The sequence below is a fragment of the Luteolibacter flavescens genome (assembly GCF_025950085.1).
Taxonomy (GTDB): domain Bacteria; phylum Verrucomicrobiota; class Verrucomicrobiia; order Verrucomicrobiales; family Akkermansiaceae; genus Haloferula; species Haloferula flavescens.
The window spans coordinates 49,278-70,819 of record NZ_JAPDDS010000021.1 but is presented as its reverse complement, the minus strand read 5'-3'; the positions used below and the strand labels follow the sequence as shown (position 1 = coordinate 70,819).

Genomic DNA, 21,542 nt, shown 5'->3' with positions numbered 1-21,542 from the left:
CCATGTTCGCCCGCACTTCCCACCAGAACCGCCAGACGGCGGAGACCCAGATCGACCTGACCATCGACCTCGATGGAGATGGCACGTCCACCATTTCCACCGGCATCGCTTTCTTCGATCACATGCTCACGCTGTTCTCGCGGCACGGGCTCTTCGACCTGAACATCGACGCGAAGGGCGATCTGGAAGTCGACTCCCACCACACCGTGGAGGACACCGGCATCACGCTGGGGGAAGCGATGCGGGAAGCGCTGGGCGACAAGCGCGGCATCCGCCGCTACGGCTGCTGCTACCTGCCGATGGACGAGACGCTCGCCCGTGTGGTGGTCGATCTCAGCAACCGCCCTCACCTCGAGTTCCGCGCACCGCTGAATACCCCGTCGGCCCCGAATCTCCCCTTCACGCTGGTGGAGGAATTCTGCCGCGCGCTGGCGTCGAACCTGCGCGCAAACATTCACGTGGAACTGCTCTACGGCCGCGACGGCCACCACATCGCCGAGGCGATCTTCAAGGGCCTGGCCCGCGCGCTGCGCGACGCCTGCGAACGCGACCCGCGCGTGAAGGGAATCCCCAGCACGAAGGAGGCACTGTGAGGGTCGGCATCATTGATTACGGCGCGGGCAACCTGCGCAGCGTCGCCAATGCCGTCTCGGCACTGGGCGTGGAGTATTTCCTCGTCTCCTCCGCGGACCAGATGGAGGGCATCACTCACCTGATTCTCCCCGGCGTCGGTGCCTTCGGCGACTGCATGGCGGAGCTGGAAAAGCGCGGCCTCACTGGCCCGATCCGCGATTGGGTCGCGTCGAACAGGCCCTATTTCGGCATCTGCCTCGGCTACCAGATCCTCTTTGAAGAAAGCGTGGAAGCCCCCGGCGTCTCAGGCCTCGGCGTCTTCCGCGGCAAGGTCCAGCGCTTCACCGAGGACGGTCGCAAGATCCCTCACATGGGCTGGAACTCCGCGCCGCCGGTGAACCTTGCAGACCCGATGTGGGAAGGCCTCGGCGACGAGCCCTTCTTCTACTTCGTCCACTCCTACTTCCCCGTGCCGGAGAACGAGAACATCATCGCGATGACCACGGAGTATGGTGAGACCTTCGCCAGCGCCATCCGCTCCGGAGCCGTCGTCGCCACCCAGTTCCACCCGGAGAAAAGCCAGCAGGCCGGCCTCAAGCTGCTCGGTACATTCCTCGAAGTGGGAGTGCCGATGGAGAGCTGATTTCGCGATACGGATCTCCCGGGTTCAGCGGGAGATCCGATGTCATCCCTCAGGCTAGGCCCGCACCGGACATCGAGTCCTCGTTCCGGAGCCTCTCCTTTTCCTCCAGGTGCCTCCTGTAGGCTTCACCGCTGAGGAAGAACCACTTCTTGCGGTAGGCGAAGACCAGGAAAGATACGAAGCCAAGCACCGCCGCGGCGATCCATGCCGCGACCTTGATCTTCCGGAACATCATCACCGACTGGTATTCCTCGATCTTCGCATCCAGTGCCTCCGCATCCGGATACCCGTAAGACCTTGCCATCTCCAGCATCCCTACAGCGGATTCCAAGGTGAAGATCCTCGCCTCGAGCTGGCTGAAGGAGAACAACAGATCCGCCACCACCGGGTCCGGTGTCCGAACGAAATAAAGGCGCTCATGAAGCTGATATTCCAAGGCATTGAAGACCTGGAATAGCGGGTAGCTCTTCCCCTGCACCTCGATCTTGGAATCTCCCCTGAGGTTCTCAGGCACATCGATGATGTGAGAGTGGGTCAGATAGGCGGGATCCTTCTTTAGCTTCACCTTCGCCTCCAGTATCGCCAGATGCAGCCACTCGGTGCCGCCGTGGGCTTCCGGATTGCGCCGGACACCCTCGCCGATCCACTTCAAGGCCTCTTCGTTCTCCCCCAGCAGTTCGTAAGTCGTCCCCAGATTTGCCGCGGTATTGTAGTGCCCCGGATGCTCCGACTCGATCTTCTGGAAAATCGCGAGTGCTTCCTGATAGCGGCCTTCGATGACTGATTCGACCCCTTTCGATTCTTCAGCCGCGAAAGGCTCATCTTCAACGCCAGAATGGGAGCGCCGGTCGATCTGCTTCATTCTCTCCTCGGCCGTCTCGGATCGGGCACGCTCTAGCACCGTGACCACATGCCGATGACCATGACCTGACCGCCCGTCAATCGTCGTGCCACCGCCTCCTTTGTTCAGGCAAGCGAGACCGGTCCCCGGGACAAGCACCACCAGACAGACGAAAAGCTTCGCGAGCATCATCCCGACACCCTACCCCACCGGAAGCCCTTCACGCAAGCTCTCCCGACCTACCCCAGCCACGTCAGGAACTCCCGGTTCCCATCGGTGCCGGTGAGGAAAGAACCTCCCGGATCTTCACCCGCCTGCCGGCCCATTCCTATTCCGCCAGTAATCCGGCTTCCGGCTGGTGTGCATGACGGCGTAGATTTCCACCGTCTGCGAATCCGTTCGAAATCGGTAGTAAATCACATAAGGAAAGCGGCGGAGAACATACCTGCGCACGTCCGGCTTGTCGACAATGCGCCAGACTAATGGAGCAGCGCAAATCGTAGCGATGGCGTCCTCCACGGCAGCCAAAAATCTTACCGCCACCTCCAGATCGCTCGCCGTTCCAGAGTAATACCGGACCGCGTCGAGATATTCACGCTCAGCCGCTTCAGCGAACTTGAAATCGATTGCCACGCGCAGGAACGATCTTAACGGCCCGAGCCATTCTCGATGAGACTTCCAAGGAAAGCCCGGCCAGCAGAAAGGACCTGCTGCCCCTCGATCAGCCTATGCTCGCCAGTACCCACGCCTGCAATGCGGCGGCGAACCTCGGCAAGATGCGCCTCCTCGATGTCAGAAACAATTGCCTCTGCGGAACTCGCAACAAGACGGTCCGTAAGATCAGCCCGCGCCTCCGGCGAAAGCGTGAGGGCATCCCTGTAAAGCTGCTCTGCGGTCGCTGGCATTGGCTGAAGTCTAGATCGATCGGCGGGTCGCAGCAAGTGCGGACCTTTGCAGTATTACCCCAGCCATGCCAGGAACTCCCGGTTCCCATCGGTGCCGGTGATCGGCGAGTCGATCAGGCCCTTCCATTCACGGCCCAGCTCTTCCGTCACGAAGATCCGGATCTTTTCCACCGCCCGGTCGTGCAGCGCGGGATCGCGGACAATTCCACCCTTCCCGATGTCTTCCCGCTCGAGCTCGAATTGCGGCTTGATGAGGCACACGATGCACCCTCCCTCCTCCAGCACCCCGAACGCGGCCGGGAGGATCTTCGTCAGCGAGATGAATGACAGGTCCATCACGATCATCCGGACCTTTTCCCCCAGCGTGGAGACTTCCAGACCCCGCGCATTGAATTGCTCCTTCACCACGACTCGCGGATCGGTCCGCAGCTTGTAGGCGAGTTGGTTCGTCCCCACGTCGATGGCGTGGACCTTCGCCGCGCCATGCTGCAGCAGGCAATCGGTGAAGCCCCCGGTGGACGCGCCAATATCGAGACAGGTCCAGCCTTCCGGGGAAATGCCGAAGGACGCCAGAGCTCCCTCCATCTTCAAGCCGCCCCGGCCGACGTATTTCGGCTTCTCCTTCACTTCCAGAGGCGCGTCTTCGGGAAATTTCGTGCTCGGCTTGTCCACCATCCGGTCGCCGCTGCGCACCTCCCCGGCAAGAATGAGGCGCTTCGCCTGTTCACGGGACTCGCACAGGCCGCGGGCGACCAGCAGGGCATCGGCTCGTTCTTTCTTCATTTCGGCAGCGGAAAGCGATTCACCGCCAAGACGACAAGATCGCCAAGTCTGGAAAGCCGATTTGTCCCCTCTTCTTGGCGAACCTGGCGTCCTAGCGGTTCCGTTTTCTCTTCAAGCCGCTCTCCACTCGCTACTTGCTCCCGGCGGCGACTTCCCCTTTCCTCCCGCGCGTGACCCGCCACCGCACCGACGACCTCCGTATTTCCGGCCTGAATCCGCTCATTTCACCGGCGATCCTGAACTATTTCCTGCCGGTGTCGGAAGAAGCCTCGGAACTCGTCTCTGCTGCCCGCGCCCAGTGCGAGGCCATCCTGAAGGGCGAGGACGACCGCCTGCTGGTCATCGTCGGCCCCTGCTCGATCCACGACCCTGAGGCGGCGATCGAATACGGCAAGAAGCTCAAGGCGGAGGCCGAGCGCCTAAAGGACGACGTCTTCGTCGTGATGCGCGTGTATTTCGAAAAGCCGCGCACCACCGTGGGCTGGAAGGGCCTGATCAACGATCCGAAGCTCGACGATTCATTCGATATCAATCACGGCCTGCGCGTCGCCCGCGGCCTGCTGTTGGAGCTGGCAAATCTCGGCATCCCCGCCGGCACCGAATTCCTCGACACCATCTCTCCGCAATACATCGCCGACCTGATCGTCTGGGGAGCCATCGGCGCGCGCACCACCGAGAGCCAGATCCACCGCGAGCTCGCCTCCGGCCTCTCCATGCCGGTCGGCTTCAAGAACGGCACCGGCGGCTCCATCCAGATCGCGCTCGACGCCATCCAGTCGTCCTCGCGCCCGCACCACTTCCTCTCCGTCACGAAGCAAGGCGTCTCCGCCATCGTCTCCACCACGGGGAATGACACCTGCCACATCATCCTGCGCGGCGGGAAGTCCGGCCCGAACTACGAGGCGGAAGCCGTCACCGAGGTCGTGAAGATGCTCAACGAGCAAGGCCTGCCGCCACACGTGATGATCGACTGCTCGCACGGCAACTCCATGAAGGACTACCGCAACCAGCCTCTGGTCGCGAATGCCCTCTGCAAGCAGATCGAGGAAGGCTCGAAGGCCGTCGTCGCGACCATGGTCGAGTCGAATCTCGTCGAGGGAAACCAGAAGCTCGTCCCGGATCTCACGAAGCTCACCCGCGGCCAGTCCGTCACGGACGCCTGCATCGGCTGGGACGACACCGTGGCGGTGCTCGAGAAATTCGCAGCCGCCGTGCGCGCCCGCCGGGCTCTCTGACCCCACGTGGCGGAAGGGCCCACGTAGCGGAAGGGCTGCGCCCTTCCTGCTTCTCGCGGACCGCCAAAAATCGCCGCCCGCGAGTCACCTCAGGACGATCCACAAGTAGGCGAATCATGCCGGGGAGCATCTTCACGCCTCCCCCAGCCGAAACGACGCAGTCGTTTCGCTACGAGATATCCTCGTAGAGGAAGGGCTGCGCCTTTCCTGCTTCTCGCGTGCCGCTGGAAATCGCCGCCCGCGAGTCATCTTTGGGCTGTCCGTCAGGCAAGGCGAGGGGCGAGGAAAAATCGCCACGTAGCTTCATCGGATGCACTTCATAGGGCGGACCCCACCCAGCCTGAACGACGCAGTCGTTCAGCTACGAAAGCTACAAAAGTCATCGAGCCTTCCCCTTCGGAAGGCTCGACCAAGAGAAACGGACATCACCACTCCGTCCCCAGACCATGCCGGCCTGCCAGCTCCAGCAGGTCCTCGCGCATCGGCCACTCGTCCGGGCGCTCGCTGACCTGATGTCGCTTGCTCGCGCCCTTCAGCGTCATGCAGCCGGTATTGTCGCCGATCTGCCGGACAAGCTCGGACTCCTCCGCGCTGAGGCGGACATCCGGCAATGCCGCGAAATCCTCGATCTGCTGCTCAATCGTGCGCGCGCCCTCGCTCGCCTCTTGGATGAAGGTCGGCACCACGCTCTGCACCGCCGGCTGGCTCAGATTCCAGACTGACGCGAACTGGATCAGCGAAAGCCCGTGCTTCTCGGCGACCGGCTTCATCTTCTCGATCTTCTCCAGCCCGTGCTCCACCCAGCCCTCCGCACGATACGCGCGGTGGTCGCCGGGCTTGAAAACGTGCCCCGGCTTCATGTCGCCGTGGAAAAGTCCGCCGTAGTCGGCCACGCGCGTCAGCACCTTGATGCCGTGCTTCTCACACACCGGCAGCACGTGGCAGGATGGCCAGGGCTCGAGCGGATTGAGAATGAGCATCATCCAGTCGATGTCCGCACCGCGGCGCTCGATGCAGTCGATCAGGTCCAGCGTGAAACCATTCGCCGGTCCCGGCGCGAGGCCCAAACGCTCGGCCAGCCCCTCCGCCTTCAGCGCACGCAGGCCGTCCCACACCGCGTCGCTCGTGTAGCCGATTTCGTCCGGATTGTGCAGCATCAGCAGGTCGAAGCGGTCCGTGCGGCAGCGCTCCAGCGACTTCTCGCAGGACTGCCGCAGGTAATCGCGGAATTTCCCCGGCTGGTGCAGCTCCGTGAAGCGCGGATAGCCCCGCGGTCCCTGCCGCTGGCCCTCGTAGAAATCGTGGCCGAGCATGCCCACCAGGCAGTATTCCTCGCGCGGCTTGTCCGCCAGTGCTTGGCCCAGCAGCTCGTCCGCCTTGCCATTCCCGTAAACGTCGGCGGTGACGAACGTGCGGATCCCCGCATCCCAGGCAGTCTGGATGCAGGAGAGGAAGCGATCTTCAGGCAGCGTGTCGCCGAAGTGCATGAAGCGGCCGGCGCTCCAGGTGCCGTAGGCGGTCGGGGTCAAGTCCATGGGTAAATTCCTAAAGTGCCGGGCCGCAACGGTCAACCGGCTCTCAAAAACTGCGCGGATTCCCATGAGTCATGCGAACCCGCGCCGTGAAACGGATCTCTCGGTCGGATCGATCAATCCAGCGTCTTCACGCGGATGTTCTTGTGCAGCGTCGTGCTGCCCGGGTCGTGGGCCTGGATGGCGAAGGTACCGCCGTCCTTCTGCAGCTTGCTCTTCCCTTCCTCCGCCGTGTAGTTGACCAGCTCCTTGCCATTGATGGACACCGTGACCTTGCCCTTCTCGACGCGGATCACGTACTTCATCCACTTGTTGTCCTCGAAGGGCTCCTTGTTATCCACCACCCCGTAGAGGCCGCCGGACTTCCGCCAATCGGACTGGGTGTTGTTGATCTGCACCTCGTAGCCCTTCGCGGTCGGCCAGCCGGAGGGCTGGTATTCGGTGTGGATGTAGAGGCCGCCGTTCGAATTCGGCTTTGTCATGATGTCCGCGCGCAGCTCGAAGTCCTTGAACTTCGCCTTGCCGTCCTTGCCCACGTAGTAGGCGTGCGTGCACGGGCCATTGGCCACGATCGCGCCGTCCTCCACGCGGATCGCATTCGCCTCGCCGCCCACCTTCCAGCCATCGAGGGTCTTGCCATCGAAAAGGGACACGAATCCCTCCTCGACCTTCTCCGGCTCGCCGGAAGCGGTGAAAATCAAAGCGGTAGCGGCAACAGCCGGGAGTAGTTTTCTGATCATTGGGAAATCGGGATACGACTCCCCATTCCATCCCCTTTCCCCACAGACTCAATCCCGGAATTTTTCACGGGGCCGAAGCTTCCGGACCTCAATCTGACGCTCCGGCCCCCTCGGGGTTGCCAGCCTGTTTCTTCCAGGCTTTCGCCAAGGCGCGCCAATCGCGCTCAGGCTCCAGCCCGGCGCCCTCAACGGCTGAGCGGAGAACGTCCATCAGGCCTTTCGGCTCGGTGAACTCCGTTTGGCTCCACAGAGCTTCGCCACATTTGAAGCAAATGCTGATGCTGGAGACATTCTGTCCGTCTCTGAGGAAAGTCAGCCGGTGATGGGCCTCAAAGCCACATCGATTGGAACCATACTCGGTGGCAGCCTCCATCTCCTCCACCGCCCGCAGGAAAGCATATTTCTGGTTTTCGGTTAATACGATGGTTCGATACTCAAAGATAGGTGGGTTTTGCTGCAACGGTCCACCTGGCTCATAAAAATCAACGCGGTCGGAATGCTCCGTGATGGTGATCGACTCGGCCTCCCGGATGCACTCGATCAACTGCGCCTTGTAGGCTGGTCCGTGGTCATCCATCACCTCGAACCACTCTTGAGAATCGTAGACACTCTGGTCAGCTCCCGCGCGCGCATGGAGGTCACGGGTCCGCGTTCGACGCTCCTCCAGCGAAACTCCGCCTTGCGACTTTACCTCGCCTGCACCTTGAGGCGCGGTTTCCAGTTCCTTCCGCTCGCAGCTGCATAGCGCTATCACGAACGTCAGCAAACAAATCCAAAGCGGCTTCATTTTGAGAGATAGAAGGATCCGACGGTTTCGGCATGGGACGGAGATGATCCTTCCAAACATCTCCCCTATTCCGTCATTCGGAAATAAACCAGCACACAGAGCAGGCCGAGGCAAATCATCACCATGGGCAGGGTGCTGAAACACCAGACCATCCGGCCCAGACCACGCACTCCCCGGGGCGATTTTCCAGCTCGTAGAGATCGGATCAAAGGCAACGCCAGCATTGCCCAGAAAGCCGTTCCACACGTTCCCGTGAAGAGCATGATAGCCACCCACCACCCGCCCTTCGAAAACCAGCCTCCAGTCAGGCAGTCAGCCAACAGAAGAGGCCCCTCCAAGGCCCAGTAGATGCCGGTGAAAACAGAAACCACCTTCGAGGCGTTCGCCCCGGTGATCGCCTGATTTTGGATCTCCATCATTCGGCCTCTCACGATGAGCTGGGATTGGTGCCTTGGACTGAGGATCTGGCATCGATCGGAGTTGGTCGATGAGGAAGTTACGCACCTCCATCCTCCCGGAGATTGTCGCGTGCACCCCCGTCCCCAAGCGGACCATCTTTCAGGTCCCGCCGCATTCCCGCCTCACAGCTTGGTATTCCGGGTGCTCCGAGATGTAGCGATTTCCCTTACAGCCGAAGCCGACCCTCAGCCCTCCGTAAAGGAACGGCTGATTGTGCTTGGCCCAGAAGCGATGGATTTTGCTTCGGTGACTCAGGACATGGGGATTCCGTGAAATTTCCCTGATCAAGATCCTCGTCGTCCTCCTCCTTTTCCAATCAGCGATGACGATCGCGTCCTCTTGTCCCACAACCCAAACTCGATAGTTGATCGTGAGATTATCCACGAAGAACTTCTGAGCTCTCTCCTCCCAAAGAAACTCTATCGGAAACTCATCCAACCTCACCCCGCCATTCTCTACGAACTCATCGAAGATGTTATACCTGAAGGCCTTTGCAAGCACGTCGAACATCTTGGATAATCCTGTCGAGAGGCCAGTCATTTGAACCATCGAGAAGAGCATTTCTAATTTTCAAGCCGATCTGTAAACTCTGACCCCCTGCCATCTGGAACTTCTGTCTTTGTCCGACGGCAATTCAGGGAAAGCTCACCATCTCATCGGGTTTCCATCTCCGATCCGCGGCTGGAAAGCGGGTTGCCACGCGAGCCCCTGTTCCGGCGTTTTGTATAGCTCGACCTCCCACTGTCCCTTGAGAGTCGCGATACCGTTTGCTGGAGCGATTTGAATAAGATCGTCTTCTCCCACGGCTTTTGCGGCCCCAATTGAAATCCGCGCACGTAGATTCCCGGTCAGTGTCAGCATCTCTGGTGATCCGGTAAGAGTGTCACCCATGTAGAAGTCCCCACGCGGCGATCTGAATTCCACTTCGCGCGCGGACTCATCACCGATGGATTTATACGAGGCCTCCCATCCTTCAGGCAGGAGCTTTAGAATGTCCTGTAGCTTCATCATGGAATTCTCTTTGGCGTGAGCAGGCTCAGGGCAACTTCAGACTCACACGCTACTCGCAGGCTGCCACCAATCCAGTTGATTATACTGAGATGGGCATCTTGGAGATGATTGCAGCCCTCCATGTGCGACGACGAAACGATCCGTTTGCATCGCGGCCATCGTCCGACAATTGATCATTTCGATGTGACCAAGGTTGGGCAGGACCATCGCCGCTCAGTGCTCTCGTTTGCATACTCGGGAACCGCATGAAGCAGCAAGGCGGACGATGTCGACCGGCCTGGAAATCATTGCCCCCACTTGAGCCAGAGAGGTCCTCCCGCGACTGCTTCACAGTAATATCAAATTCGCCCCACGGCCCTCCCGGCATCGCGATACGTATTGCATCGATTACACCCATAGACGATTAGCGTAGGCTTAGTTCTCGCTACCGGGCGAGTTGCTCCGACTCTGGTTGAGGTTTTTGGCTACCCTGCGAATCCGACTCGGGGCGGGCAACGGGTTGTCCAGCGCCGCCTTGTGTACTCTGGGGATTCGTCGAATTGCTCCCTGTTGGCTTCTTCGGATCAAGAGCTTCGGTAATCATGAAGCTCAAGTGGCAACCCATGTTTCCAATCTTGCTACGGTCCACCTGATTGAGGAGCGGAATTTGACGAAGCTCACCCACTTCATGACCAACTACACGAACCCGCTTCCCTACATCATTTTCACCAAACGGACCACCTTTGATCTCAAGATAGATATTCTCTCCAACCGGTTTTTGATCGACTTGCTCCAGCATGATCTCGAGCCCGGTGTGTGGATGCCTGACAACGATTACGCCAACCACCTGAATTTTTGTCCCAAGTTCGGCACCAGACTTGCCGATCAAGATGCACTTGTGCCCGATTTCCGTTGCCGGAATCGGCGTTAACTCGTCTGCGACGGCCAAGGCGGATGACACAAGCAGAGGCGGAAAGAGAATTCTCATTCTTTAGCGAACGGTGTTTATCAGCAGACCCGGAACCGGATATCTAATACTCCGAAAAGACGGGCTTTCTTGAAAAGGCTTAGAGAGGAGCCACTGACTGTCAATCCAGGCGGTAGCGACGGAGGGCTGAGCATCCGCCTCGGTGCCAGCTACCTTCACTCAAACGGCCAACTTCCTCTATCTTTTGCGATCTTGGACAGTGTGCCCCGCAAGCGGACCGATGCGCTGCTCCAGCAGCCAATCTTGAGCGCGCTAGCCACGTTTCGCCACACCCCGGACACAAAAGGAAAAGGCCTCCGAGCTACTCTGCTCAGAGGCCTTTATTGGCTCCGGCGGTAGGGATCGAACCTACGACCTATAGGCCGTCCGCACTGGCTCACAACGATTTACACCACTGTGGACACCTTGGCGCTTGAAGGCGGGACGTGCGTGTTCACAATGCTGTCCACATGGCCACTCTATACAAGCGCGGCAAGCTCTGGTGGGCTCGCTGGTTTGACCACACCGGCAAGCGGGTCTCCAAGTCCACCGGCACCGACAAGAAGCGGGAGGCCGCATCGATCGCCGCAGAATACGAGGCGAAGGACAGGAAGAAGCGCAAGGGGGTGGAAGAGCTAGCCCCTCCCATGCAGCGCATCTTGGATGCCGCGGCCATAGCTGCCAACAAGGGTGCCCTGACCACGGCAAAAGCCGAGGAAATGCTGGCGGAGATCCGGAAGCTCGCGAACCCGAACTTCAAGGTCGTATCGCTTGCCGACCAACTCACGTCTTGGGCGGCGGCCCAGGCGTCGCGGGTCTCGACTTCCACGGCGACCGGCTACGCCGACATGGCCCGTCATTTCATCGCGGCCTTCCCTCCGAAGGTCGCCAAGGCCCCGGTCGGCGACCTCACCCCTCAGCAGGTCGAGGCGGCCCTCCGGAAGATCGTCACGCTGAAGGTCCAGCGGACCTCCCGCACCATCAAGGCCGCGACAGCCAATCTCGACCTCCGGGCTCTACGGCGGGCTCTCTCCGCCGCGGTGAGGGATAATCTCGCGGTCTCGAACGCCGCCGCAGATGTCCGCCCCCTTCCCGAAAGCGACAGCGTGGAGAGGTCGCCCTTCACTGCTACCGAGGTGCGGGCCATGCTCGATCACGAGAAGACGTCCGCGGAGTGGGCCGGCATGATCCTTTTCGGGGCACACACCGGCCTCCGCCTCACGGACGTGTCCCACCTCGGGCGCGAGCACATCGAGGGCACCGATCTGGTGATCCGGCCTAAGAAAACAAAGCGCACCCGCAAGACGATCCGCATCCCTCTCACTCCGCCACTCATCGCTTGGGTGGAGGGAAAGCAGGGCCATTTTTTCCCGGGCCTCCGGGAAAGAACGTCCGGCACCCTCGCCACCACGTTCAAGCGCATCATGAAAAGCGCCGGCGTCCCGGACAAGATCACCCTTCCCGGTGGCATCTCGGCGGTCCGGTCCTTCCACTCGCTCCGGCACACCTTCAATACCTGGTTGGCCGAGGCGGATATCCATGCCGACGTGCGGAAGGCTCTCACCGGCCACAGCAGCGAGCGCGACCACGCCCGCTACACCCACCACGACGAGGCGCTCCGCAAGGCCATCACCGTGCTGCCGGATCTCACCGGGACCGATGGTTAGGGCGGCTTCTGCCACCGCACCAGGATCTCATCCACCCGGGCGAGGGTGAGTCCCGCGGCTCCGGGCGGGGCCATGCCGGCATTCAGCGACCTTCGCACCCGCCACAGCCAGCGCTGGGCCAGCCTGTGGGAGTCCGGGAGCCATCGCCCCCGGCGGGTCTGCAGCTCGATCCCGAAGTCGAGGTGGTGCGTGTAGATCCGTCCCTCATACCATCCGGCCTCGATGGCGGCCGTCATTCCACCCTCGGAAAATCCCCGCACGGTCACGCGCCACCCCGCCGGCAAGCCGCCGTCGGAAGTGCCGATCCACGCGGGCCCGTGCCGCGCCTCCGCCGTTCTCCAGACCAATGGGGGAGCATTGTTCACCCGAACACGTTACCCGGTCCGTCAAGCCGGGCACAAAAAAGGCGAACCTGTAAGGCTGGCTTACAGGTTCGCCGGTGGGAAGCGGGGTCGGCTCAGCGGCAGACGCTGCACGTGCCGCCTGCTTTGCAGTGCTTGCAGGAGCTACAGTTCTTGCACGCGGTGCAGGTGCCCGTCGGGGAGCACGATGCACTGGAGTGATCGCTGCAGCAGGAAGAGACCTGCGTGGTGGTGCGGGCCAGCGGAGCGGCACAACTGCCGAGGACGAGACAAATCAAGGGGAGGAATTTCATCGCCGCGGGATTAACATAACTATCTGACAGGCCACAATAACTAATACGCGTAGGTATCCCCGCCCGCTCGTTTAGGATTGGACTGCCCTGGTGGACATGCTATCTGCCTCGCCCATGAAATCCGCCCTCCTCGCCCTGTCCCTGCTCCTCTCCGTGGCCGCCGGCGCGGCGGAGTCCCCGCGCACCTGGACCGATGCCAAGGGCCGGAAGATCGAGGGAACCCTGGTGGAAAAGACCGACAAGACGGCCGTCGTGCTGCTCAAGAACGCCAAGCGCGTGACCCTGAAGGTCGCCGAGCTGTCGGAGGCCGATCAGGAATACATCACCAAGGCGGAGGTGTGGCCGGAGCCCGAGATGCTGGCACGGACGGTCTCCCTCAGCAGCAATGAGAAGAAGAAGTCCGACTACGATATCCGGAAGGTGCAGGCCACCTTGTCGAAGGTTCACGCCCGCGATTTCGAGGTCACCGTCTTCTGGCTAGCCCCGAAGAGCGGCAAAATTGCCGTCTACGCCAAGGAGACCAAGAAACTGAGCGCGGACGGCTCGGTGGATTTCGAGATGGAATTCAAAGAGTGGAAGCTCAAGGAGAAGCCGGAATACAAGGGCTACGTTATCGGCATGAGGCCCGCCGGAACGACCATCTGGACCGCGGTGTCCGCGAGCCAGAAGCCGTTCGAGAGGTTCGCCTACGAGTGATCACATTAGGGCTATGAAGGGACGTAGCTGTCCATGGAGTTCCAGTAGACGTTGCCTTGCACCTCTTCCGTCCCTGGTTGCTCTACTTCCGGGCTCTCCGAAAGCGCGAGGTAGACATTCACAAGCCGACCAGCTTCCCACCGAAGCTTCAATGAGTTGTAGTCGCTGGGTGATCCCATGGAAAGGAAAACCCATGTGACTGTCCCCCACCACCCTCCCACATGTGGGCCATCATCTGCCTCGGCGGAGAGGAACATGCCATCCTTGATGTTGAGGTTCTTGATATAGCCGGAAAGGGCGGCGTCGATGCTGTTTCCTTCCAGCACCAGTTTCCGCTTCGGGCCCGATCCCACCGACTTCACCTTGACCTGCGGATCGGTCGCGCGCTGCGCGATCCGTGCAAAAATGATGTTCTTGGAGTAGGGTGCAGGCTCCTCATTCAGGATCGGTTCGCCATCCGATGACTCCTCGCTCGTGGCCGGGTCAGGATCCGCGTTCCGGACCATCTTGAACTTGTCCTTACCGTCCCCCCACTCGTGATAGAGCGACTGGCCGTCGGCGTCAGCATCCTCGATCACCGGCAGCATATGATCCACCTTCGTGGACGTGCATTCCGGCCGCCACGTCGGGGCGGTGTTCGCATCGGTCACGGTGATGGTGCCGATCTTCTGGGTCACCACGCCGGGCACGTTGCCCCCGTTCGGGCGCTTGGGCTGCAGTTGGGTCGGTGACGGCTGCGCGCCGATGGTCAGCGCCACGCCGTCGGAGACCTCGCCGAGCGGGTCGAGCTGGTATTTCAGCCACACCTCGTTCGCCCCGTTGCTCAGCGGCAGCTCGGGCGGCGGGGTCGCGCTCAGCACGCCGGATCCTGCCGCGATGTCGTGCGGCTTGCCAATGTTCTTGAGAGAGTGCTCCCACAGCTTCGCGGACGTGAAAGTCACCTTCCACCCGCTGCCGTCGTGCCGGATGTTCGCCGGCGCGATGGTCGAGGAGTAGCGGATCCCCGCCACGTAGTCCGGCTGGGTCTCCGGGATGTCGAAGCCGGTCACGGTGTCGCCCTTGCTGCCCGGCTCGCCCTCCGCGCCGAGCTCGTTCGACGTGCGCTCCGCCTCGCTCATCCACGTCACGCCACGGCCGCGCAGCATCCGCTTCAGGTCCATGATGTCCTGCGCCGCGGCGAAGGGGGCCGGGCCCAGCCCGATGGTCATCGCGCCCTTGGCAATATCGAAGCTCACGGAATGCACCATCGCACCCATGCCCGCCCACTCGGCCTTGCCGCCGGCCACGCTGATCTTGCACCCGTGGAAACGCAGGGCGCTCACGTCCTCGGAAACGGTCGTGATGCTGCCCTCGAACTGGTACGCTGACAGGCTGTTGTAGACCGCCTCGGCGATGCCCGCCGGGGCCGTCTCCCCGTCCACCCACTGGGTGATGCCCTTGTAGATCTTGGTGATGGCATTCGTGGCCCGCACGGACAGCCCCTCCATCGACGCCAGCGGCTCGAGGATCTTCTTCGAGGCCGCGCTGGCCGCCGGGTTGATATGCACCTTGAAGGGCACGTGCACCATGCCGGTCTTCCGCCGCATCCAGTCCTCGATCGAGCCGGCCACGAGCTCGCGCGGCAGGTCCTCCACCTCGGTCACGGTGATTCGCCGGGCCCGGGGATTGATTGGCGCGGGCAGCTTCTCATCCTCCTCCGGGGGGATCAGCGTTACCTCCGCCGTCTGCCGCACGATCCAGTCTCCCGGCGGCAGTGCCTTGAGCTGGGGATACTTCGCCTCCAGCCACGTCCGCATCTCGCCGTGGTTGCCCGGCAGCGGACGCGTCTGCACGCGCTGCTTCTGGAATTGCATCTGCGCGCCGGCCAGCTCGATGACGTTGGAAATCACCCTCGGGCCCGCGGACGGCCCCGCCTCGGGGAAGCGGTCCTCGATCCAGTCGCGGAAGGTGGTGCCGTCGATGATGGTCGCATTCAGGTAGAGGATCTGCACCGCATCCGGCTTCAGGTCGTCGCGGCGCCGGATCTTCACGCTCTCCACCTCACCGCCGGCGATGTCGATCGTGCGCGTGGCCATGGCCGACCTCGCGGTGATGTTCAGCGTCGGCGGCGTGGTGCTGTGATCGATCCACGGCACCCAGTCCGGGTGGAAGCGCAGCGAGACCCGGATCACCTCCGCCACGGTGATGTTCCGCACCTCCGTCTGCCACAGCGGCAGTCCGGCCGGTACACTGCCCATCTGGATCGCCACGCCCACGCTGGCGGCGTAGTCCACCGCCTCCCGGATCTGCTCCGCATCCGTGCACGCGCTGCCGTTCGCCCGGCGACCGAGGATGGCCACGGGCAGCATCACGCTTCCCGCTCCCGCGCCCCATGACTCCTTGTAGGTCGTCTGCTCCAGCTCCTGCCACGCGTCCACGATCTCGATGTCCTGCCCCTCCGACGTGCCCGTGGCACTGGTCGGCAGGGAATCCACCTTGCCTTGGAAAAAGGGCACTCCGTCCCGCGTCAGCGTCACCGCCGCGCCCCATGCCAGCACGTCGGCCTCGTCCATGTCCGCCACCCGCCGCAGCGTCATGATCGACGCCGTGCCGGTGTTGAAGGTCCCGCCTGCAAATTCCAGCCCCAGCGCCGCCAGGGATTGCCCGTTGATTGCCCAGTTCGTGCTCATCGGTTGTTTCCGTGGGGGATGTCGTTCGTGCGGAGCGCCTCGCCCCTCCAGCGGGTCAGGTCCTCGATGCCCTGGCCGAATTCGAATTGCCTTTTCGCGTCGTTCTTCAGCTTCTCCTTCACGATCTCCAGCATCTTGATCAGTTTGTCGAAGGTCTCCGCCGAGGGATCGGCCTCCACCGCATCCCCCGCTTCCTCGATCGCCTTCGCGGCCCTCGGCATGTCCTTGAGGATCGACTTCGCGATCGTCTCGCTCCGGCCCTCCGCCTGCCGGCCAATCCCGGCCACGCGCCGTTCTTCCGCTTGCACGCGCCGCGCCTCCTGCTCCTCCTCCCTCCTCTGCCGGTCTTCGGCACGGCGGGCTTCTTCCGCCGCGCGCTCGTTCGCGCGGGTCACCTGGCTCGCCGTCGCGGTCGCCCGCGCCTGCTGGTCCAGCGGGGCCGCGCCCACGATGCCCTGCCGCTCGATGGCGCTCAGTTGCTTCGTCTCGTCCCGATTCCGGGCTTCCGCATTGGAAGCCTCCACCGCCGCGGCGGCTTTCTCTTTCAGATCCGCCGCCGTATTCTTCAGACCGGGGATCGTTTCCTCGAGTATCTTCAGATCCAGCACCTCCGCCTCGGTGGCCACGTTGCCACTGGTCCTGAGATTTTCGACGTTCTGCAGCGCCTCCTGGAGTCTCGCCGCCGCCTGATCCCTTTCTGATGGGCCGAGATCGGAAAAGGGGGAGATAACTCCCCGGATGGCCCGGTGTGCGCTGGTCTCCTTCCGATCAGCAGTCTCGAATTCCTGCTGTGCCCTCTGCGCCGCTGCTTCTGCGGATTGCAGGTCATTGCGGGTCGCCACCCGGCCCAGCAGCCTTTGCTTCTCGGCTTCGGCATTGGCCACATCGTCCTCCGCATCCCGGGAGGCGGTGTTGGCAAAGCGCGCCGCCATGGCCTTCGTCTCGGCATCCGCATCCGCCTGACGGTTCCGGTCGGCCAGGTTCTGCAGCTCTTCTCCCGTCCGGCGGGCCTCTCCCCGCTCGCGGATCTCCGCCCGGCGCTTGATCTTCTCGGCTTCCGGAATCGACTCATCAGCGTCGATGGCCGCCAGATCCGCCCGGTCCTTAGCATCCGCCACCGCGTTGTTCGCATCGCGGCGGGCCTTCTCGAGCCGGATCGTCTTCTCGACCTCGACGTTGACCTTGCGGTAGCTCTCCGCGTCCTTCTCCAGCGCCTCGCGGTGCTTGTCATTGGCTACCCGTGCACGCTCGATCGCCACGTCCGCCAGCCGGTCGCGCATCCGCTCGAGGTCGTCGTTGATCTTCTCGTTCGCCTTCGCGGCATCGATCTCCATGTCGAGCCAGGCGCGGGCCATTTGTCCGAGCAAGCCGATGGTCGCGCCCACGGCCGCACCGATGGGTCCGAAGGTCAGCATCCCCGCCGCGGCCCCGCTGGCCACCGCGCTCAGCCCGTTGGTCACCTTGGCCGCTTGCTCCGCATTCTCGGCCAACTCGGGGTTGACCTCGCGCAGCTCCTGCGACGCTTCCTTGAGCCCGGCCGCAAGCTGGCCGAGACCCTGTGCCGCCATGTCGAGACCCTGCCCGATCAGCAGCGTGCGCATCTGCCGGGATTCCTCGCTGAAGGCCTTCGTCTCGTTGTTGAGATCCTCGGTTTCCTTCTTCGTTTTCTTCTGCTGCTCGCCCAGCTCGCCGGTCGCACTGGTGCGCAGGCGGATCATCTCGACCGCCTCACGGCCGGCCCGCTGGGCTTCCTCGTCGCTCGCCCCGCCTACCCGCGCATCGTCAAAGGCGAGGTTGTAGGCCGCCAGCTCGTCGGCGGCATCCGCGGAGACATGGGCGAGTTCCTTCTGCGCCCCGGCAAGGTTCTCCACGGCTTCCGCGGCCTTGTTGGTCGCCTCCGCTCCCTCCTGCACCCGGTTCATGACCTCCAGGGGCATGGCCATCGGGTTGATATTGCTTTCCGAAAGCCCGTTGATGACCTTCTGCAGGTCCCCGCGGTTGCCGACGGCGATGTCCTCCGCACCGAGCAGCGCGTTCAGCCCCCCCTGCGTCGGGTTTCTCCGCGCGAGGTCAATGTTGCTGCGGATCGCGGCTTCGGACGCATTGAGCTGGTCCGTCAGCATCCGCAGCGAGTCCGCGTCCTTCTTGTTCGCGTTGGCCCGCAGCTCCCTCACCTGGGCCTGCTGGCTCTCGATCTCCATCAGCGCGCGCTCGGCCTTGGCCACCGCTTCGGTGACGTCCAGCTTCTCCTCCAGCGCGCGGGTCGATTCCTCCGCTCCCTTCTTCTCGGTATCGGCCAGCGCATCGACCGCCTTACCGGCATCCTTCGCCGCCTCCTCCACCTCCTTGAGCGCGTCGGTCACGCTCCGCGTCGCGTCCGCGGTCTCCTTGCCGGACTTCCCGGCCGTCTCCTTCAGGTCGTCCAGCGCACGCTTCGCCGCCTCGGCTCCCGACGTGTCCGCCGTGATCCCGATCTTCAGGTCCTTGTCATTGCCGGATGCCATGCGTGAAAGCTGTTAGATGATCACTCCCACTCCGCCCCGATGGGATACTCAACGAGCTCGAAGCTGCTCAGCGAGTAAGCGTAAAACGATGTGGCTGAGACCCCGCTGTAGACCGCCGGCGACATGTAGACCGCCCACGACGGCAGCGGATTGGGGCCCGTCGGAGTGAACCACACCTCGGGCGCGTAGGGCACACCTTGGTAGTTGCAAAGGAGGCAGGAAATTCCCTCCTTGGTCCTCTGGATCGTCACCTCCGAGTTCGCGGAGATCGACGCGATCGGCACCGTGGTATCGATCACATACACCGAGGTCCCGCCGCTGATCAGCTCCAGCTTCACGGTCGTGTCCGGGGTGCCGGACGTGTCCACCCGGATCCCCACGCCGTTCTGCGGCTTGACCGCGGATTCCAGCGAGTAGATCCCCATCCGAAAGACGGCCGCCGTCTGGAGCTCCAGATTGAACTTCCACCGCATCCGCCAGTATTTCTGGTTGGGCGGCTGGAGCTGTGCGGACGCGAGTGCCAGGCGACCGACGTTGGTCGACGTGTTGTTGCCGGAGGCGATGCGCACCATCCCGGGATTGATCGGGTTGTTTCCGGCGGCGAGGCTCGCCGTTCCGGAAACCCCGGTCAGGATCCACCCCAGCTCGCAGTAAGGGGACGCCGCCTGCCGCGAGATGAACTCATCCTTGATCACCGTGCCATCCTCCATGTCCCGCAGGCTCGCATAGACCCGCCGCACCTTCTCGGTGCGGCTCAAGGTGGCGAAAGTGTTGTCGGTGTACCGTCGGATGCGGTTGAGACCGCCCAGAGCGATCGGGATCTGTGTGTTCGCGGTATCGAAGATCGCGAACCCGGCGCTTGAATTGATGCGGACCGAGGTCTGGTGCTTGGTCGCCTCCGGGATCTCGTTCCGCACCAGCACCCCGGTGGTCGCGCGCAGGCCCTTGACGTAATCGACCGACAGGTGAACCTCGTCGCCCGTCTGCTTCATGACGAAACAGTTCCCGGTCAGGTCCTCGACGTTGATGGTGCCCACCGAGAGCTGGCTATCGGACATCTCGACGACGGTCGTCATGTAGTTGAAGTTCCCGTTCTGGAGGACCACATTCTTCGAGCCGCCGACCTTGAAGGTGGTGATGGCCGTGGTGGAACTGCAGTTGCGGATCAGCACTCCGTCATGCCTCCAGATCTGGAAGGCGATGTTGCAGTCATTTGACCAGCAGTGCGAGATCTCACCATCCACCGCGTTGCTTGACGCAATCCCGATATTGAAACCGTCCGTGTTGCAGTGGTGGATGAGCGTCCGGATGTTGCCGAAGTATTCTCCGGACACGCCATAGTCCTCACCAAGCTTGATCCCGTAGCCGGTCCTTTTCACCGAGCCGACCACCGAGATGCCGACAATCTGCGCACCGAACACTCCCCCATTGGTCACATCCCCGTAGATCACCGGCAGCGTGGCGACCGCTGGCATCATTGCCGTCGGCAGCAATTGGCGCGACGCCAGGTAGTCCATCGTCGGCAGCCCGTGCAGGAGGTTGGCGCGGTAGCAGCCGGCAAGCCTCACATGGCTACGTTGCCGCACGTTCGCGAGGAAGATGCCCGGCGGCACATACACCTCGCGCACCACACCGGAGTTGTAGGCGTCATCGAGCGCGGCTTGGATCGACGCCGTGTTGTTCGTGCCGAAAAAGGCCGAGCGGGCCGCGCCCGTGAGCACCGTGGTCCCGGCATTGGCGGCCAGCGTCACCTGCGTGGCCGATTGATAGCTGGCGATGGTCGTGATCAGGTCCGCGCCTCCAGGCCCGGCATTTTCGACCCTGATGTATTTGCCGACGTAGTAGGGAGTGAAGACTCCCGACGCGCTCGTTAGCACCGCGGCGCCGGAGGTGATCGCCACGTTGTCCGTGCGCATCCCGTCCCCGACCGCATTGTAGGGGGCCTTGGTGACATCGATCGTGTTGGCCTTGCCGTCCACCGCCGCCTGCGTCGCCAGCGTCCCGGTCGTCGGCAGCGTCACGTTCGTCGCGCCGGTCGTCGTGAGCGTGAGCGCATTCGCCCCGCTGGTGACGAGGTTCCCGCCCAGCGTGATCGTCCGCCCGCTGTTGTTCACTCCGGTGCCACCCTTCGCCGCGGAGATCAGGTCCCCGTTCCACGGCACCGGCGCGCTGAAGAGTTCGGCCAGCGTGATCTTCTTCGAGCCTGCGGCACCTGCGGACACGTCCACGATCGGCAACACGTCGGTAGCAGCGGCACCCGCGCCGGTCAGCGCCGGCAGTTCGGAAATCTTGGTCTGGCCCGCCGCGAGCGCGGCAAGGGCCAGATACGATGAAAGTAGTAGCTTCTTCATGATCATGATTCGTCGGTGATGATTTCCCCATCCTCGGTCACGAGGTATTCGCCGTCCTCGGTGCCCAGCGACTCGGGCGGCACCTCGCCCCAGACCGGCCCCTCCACGTAGCTCCCGGCATCGAGCGTGATCTCGCCGCCCAAGATGCTCACCCGCTGGCGGCAGACGTGGTCCTCATGGTCGTGAGGCCAGCTCTGCACCGCGCAATTCTTCACGCGGAATTGCCGGCCTCCGGCGAAGGACAGCAGCACGTCGGCTTTCCCGCGGGGAAGCTGCAGCGCGTCGGTGAAATTCGCCTCCACCGCGGCCAGCGGCGAGGCCTTCACCCGTGCGAGTGCGAAAGCGATTGCATGGGACTCGTTGCCCCGCGGCAGGTTCACCACGCCCTTGGCTCGCACCGGGGCGGTCACCTGCACCTCCTGACGGCCGTCCACCTTCACGGGCTCCCACATCGGCGCGCCATAGGGCACCAGGACGAGTCTCACCCCGCCCGGGTCCCACATGACTCTCACCGGGGAATCCCATAGGTCCATGCGAAGGGGTTG

At 62.7% G+C, this 21,542-nt stretch carries 21 protein-coding genes; 5 read left to right on the top strand and 16 right to left on the bottom strand.

The features are described 5' to 3' along the window. Positions 1 to 2 precede the first annotated feature (2 nt). Both hisB and hisH read left to right on the top strand, forming a co-directional pair. On the top strand, positions 3 to 593 hold the full coding sequence (hisB, locus tag OKA04_RS23605; protein ID WP_264503696.1) for an imidazoleglycerol-phosphate dehydratase HisB: 591 nt from the start codon (positions 3 to 5) through the stop codon (positions 591 to 593). Next, positions 590 to 1,216 (top strand): imidazole glycerol phosphate synthase subunit HisH, encoded by a 627-nt coding sequence (gene hisH, locus OKA04_RS23600; RefSeq protein ID WP_264503695.1) that lies wholly within the window; start codon positions 590 to 592, stop codon positions 1,214 to 1,216. Before hisB ends, hisH begins: the two co-directional genes overlap by 4 nt. A 49-nt stretch (positions 1,217 to 1,265) precedes the next feature. Here hisH and OKA04_RS23595 read toward each other — a convergent pair whose 3' ends face one another. The 4 genes from OKA04_RS23595 to OKA04_RS23580 all read right to left on the bottom strand — a co-directional run bounded on the left by OKA04_RS23595 (position 1,266) and on the right by OKA04_RS23580 (position 3,745). Further along, positions 1,266 to 2,078, bottom strand: coding sequence for a tetratricopeptide repeat protein (locus OKA04_RS23595; RefSeq protein WP_264503694.1), 813 nt, complete (start codon positions 2,076 to 2,078; stop codon positions 1,266 to 1,268). A gap of 285 nt (positions 2,079 to 2,363) precedes the next feature. After that, positions 2,364 to 2,690 carry a type II toxin-antitoxin system RelE/ParE family toxin gene (locus OKA04_RS23590; RefSeq protein WP_264503693.1) on the bottom strand — a complete coding sequence of 109 codons (327 nt, stop codon included), beginning with the start codon at positions 2,688 to 2,690 and terminating at the stop codon, positions 2,364 to 2,366. A 14-nt stretch (positions 2,691 to 2,704) separates the two neighbouring features. Beyond that, positions 2,705 to 2,962, bottom strand: coding sequence for an addiction module protein (locus OKA04_RS23585; protein ID WP_264503692.1), 258 nt, complete (start codon positions 2,960 to 2,962; stop codon positions 2,705 to 2,707). A 54-nt stretch (positions 2,963 to 3,016) separates the two neighbouring features. Next, a complete protein-coding gene (locus tag OKA04_RS23580) occupies positions 3,017 to 3,745 on the bottom strand; it encodes a TlyA family RNA methyltransferase (protein WP_264503691.1) in 729 nt (242 codons plus the stop codon). 170 nt (positions 3,746 to 3,915) lie between these two features. Here OKA04_RS23580 and OKA04_RS23575 point away from each other — a divergent pair, with 170 nt between their 5' ends. Then, positions 3,916 to 4,980 carry a 3-deoxy-7-phosphoheptulonate synthase gene (locus OKA04_RS23575; protein WP_264503690.1) on the top strand — a complete coding sequence of 355 codons (1,065 nt, stop codon included), beginning with the start codon at positions 3,916 to 3,918 and terminating at the stop codon, positions 4,978 to 4,980. A gap of 425 nt (positions 4,981 to 5,405) precedes the next feature. Here the strand turns inward: OKA04_RS23575 and OKA04_RS23570 are convergent, their stop codons facing one another. The 7 genes from OKA04_RS23570 to OKA04_RS23540 form a co-directional block, all read right to left on the bottom strand. Next, on the bottom strand, positions 5,406 to 6,515 hold the full coding sequence (locus OKA04_RS23570; protein ID WP_264503689.1) for an aldo/keto reductase: 1,110 nt from the start codon (positions 6,513 to 6,515) through the stop codon (positions 5,406 to 5,408). Positions 6,516 to 6,628: 113 nt separating this feature from the next. Beyond that, complete coding sequence (locus tag OKA04_RS23565; RefSeq protein ID WP_264503688.1) at positions 6,629 to 7,252, bottom strand: 3-keto-disaccharide hydrolase; 624 nt, start codon at positions 7,250 to 7,252, stop codon at positions 6,629 to 6,631. 88 nt (positions 7,253 to 7,340) lie between these two features. Further along, entirely contained in the window at positions 7,341 to 8,039 is a 699-nt protein-coding gene (locus OKA04_RS23560; protein ID WP_264503687.1) for a hypothetical protein, read from the bottom strand. Between the two features lie 65 nt (positions 8,040 to 8,104). Further along, positions 8,105 to 8,458, bottom strand: a complete 354-nt coding sequence (locus tag OKA04_RS23555) for a hypothetical protein (RefSeq protein ID WP_264503686.1) — start codon at positions 8,456 to 8,458, stop codon at positions 8,105 to 8,107. 139 nt (positions 8,459 to 8,597) lie between these two features. Further along, complete coding sequence (locus tag OKA04_RS23550) at positions 8,598 to 9,008, bottom strand: hypothetical protein (protein ID WP_264503685.1); 411 nt, start codon at positions 9,006 to 9,008, stop codon at positions 8,598 to 8,600. A gap of 135 nt (positions 9,009 to 9,143) precedes the next feature. Next, on the bottom strand, positions 9,144 to 9,509 hold the full coding sequence (locus tag OKA04_RS23545; RefSeq protein WP_264503684.1) for a hypothetical protein: 366 nt from the start codon (positions 9,507 to 9,509) through the stop codon (positions 9,144 to 9,146). 424 nt (positions 9,510 to 9,933) lie between these two features. Continuing rightward, positions 9,934 to 10,437 (bottom strand): hypothetical protein, encoded by a 504-nt coding sequence (locus OKA04_RS23540; protein WP_264503683.1) that lies wholly within the window; start codon positions 10,435 to 10,437, stop codon positions 9,934 to 9,936. A gap of 488 nt (positions 10,438 to 10,925) precedes the next feature. Between OKA04_RS23540 and OKA04_RS23535 the strand changes: the two genes are divergently transcribed. Continuing rightward, positions 10,926 to 12,122, top strand: a complete 1,197-nt coding sequence (locus OKA04_RS23535) for a tyrosine-type recombinase/integrase (RefSeq protein ID WP_264503682.1) — start codon at positions 10,926 to 10,928, stop codon at positions 12,120 to 12,122. Here OKA04_RS23535 and OKA04_RS23530 read toward each other — a convergent pair. Next, positions 12,119 to 12,358, bottom strand: coding sequence for a hypothetical protein (locus OKA04_RS23530; RefSeq protein ID WP_264503681.1), 240 nt, complete (start codon positions 12,356 to 12,358; stop codon positions 12,119 to 12,121). The two genes, OKA04_RS23535 and OKA04_RS23530, sit on opposite strands and share 4 nt — an antisense overlap. Before the next feature lie 533 nt (positions 12,359 to 12,891). On the opposite strand from OKA04_RS23530, the gene OKA04_RS23525 reads away from it, so the two are divergent. After that, on the top strand, positions 12,892 to 13,473 hold the full coding sequence (locus tag OKA04_RS23525; RefSeq protein WP_264503680.1) for a hypothetical protein: 582 nt from the start codon (positions 12,892 to 12,894) through the stop codon (positions 13,471 to 13,473). A gap of 11 nt (positions 13,474 to 13,484) precedes the next feature. Here OKA04_RS23525 and OKA04_RS23520 read toward each other — a convergent pair whose 3' ends face one another. Genes OKA04_RS23520 through OKA04_RS23505 form a run of 4 tightly spaced genes read right to left on the bottom strand, consistent with a single transcriptional unit; the run spans position 13,485 to position 21,530 of the window. Continuing rightward, positions 13,485 to 16,142, bottom strand: coding sequence for a hypothetical protein (locus OKA04_RS23520; RefSeq protein WP_264503679.1), 2,658 nt, complete (start codon positions 16,140 to 16,142; stop codon positions 13,485 to 13,487). After that, positions 16,139 to 18,646 (bottom strand): hypothetical protein, encoded by a 2,508-nt coding sequence (locus OKA04_RS23515; protein WP_264503678.1) that lies wholly within the window; start codon positions 18,644 to 18,646, stop codon positions 16,139 to 16,141. Before OKA04_RS23515 ends, OKA04_RS23520 begins: the two co-directional genes overlap by 4 nt. Before the next feature lie 20 nt (positions 18,647 to 18,666). Continuing rightward, on the bottom strand, positions 18,667 to 20,997 hold the full coding sequence (locus OKA04_RS23510; RefSeq protein WP_264503677.1) for a pectate lyase family protein: 2,331 nt from the start codon (positions 20,995 to 20,997) through the stop codon (positions 18,667 to 18,669). Positions 20,998 to 20,999: 2 nt separating this feature from the next. Further along, positions 21,000 to 21,530 carry a hypothetical protein gene (locus OKA04_RS23505; protein WP_264503676.1) on the bottom strand — a complete coding sequence of 177 codons (531 nt, stop codon included), beginning with the start codon at positions 21,528 to 21,530 and terminating at the stop codon, positions 21,000 to 21,002. Positions 21,531 to 21,542: the final 12 nt, after the last annotated feature.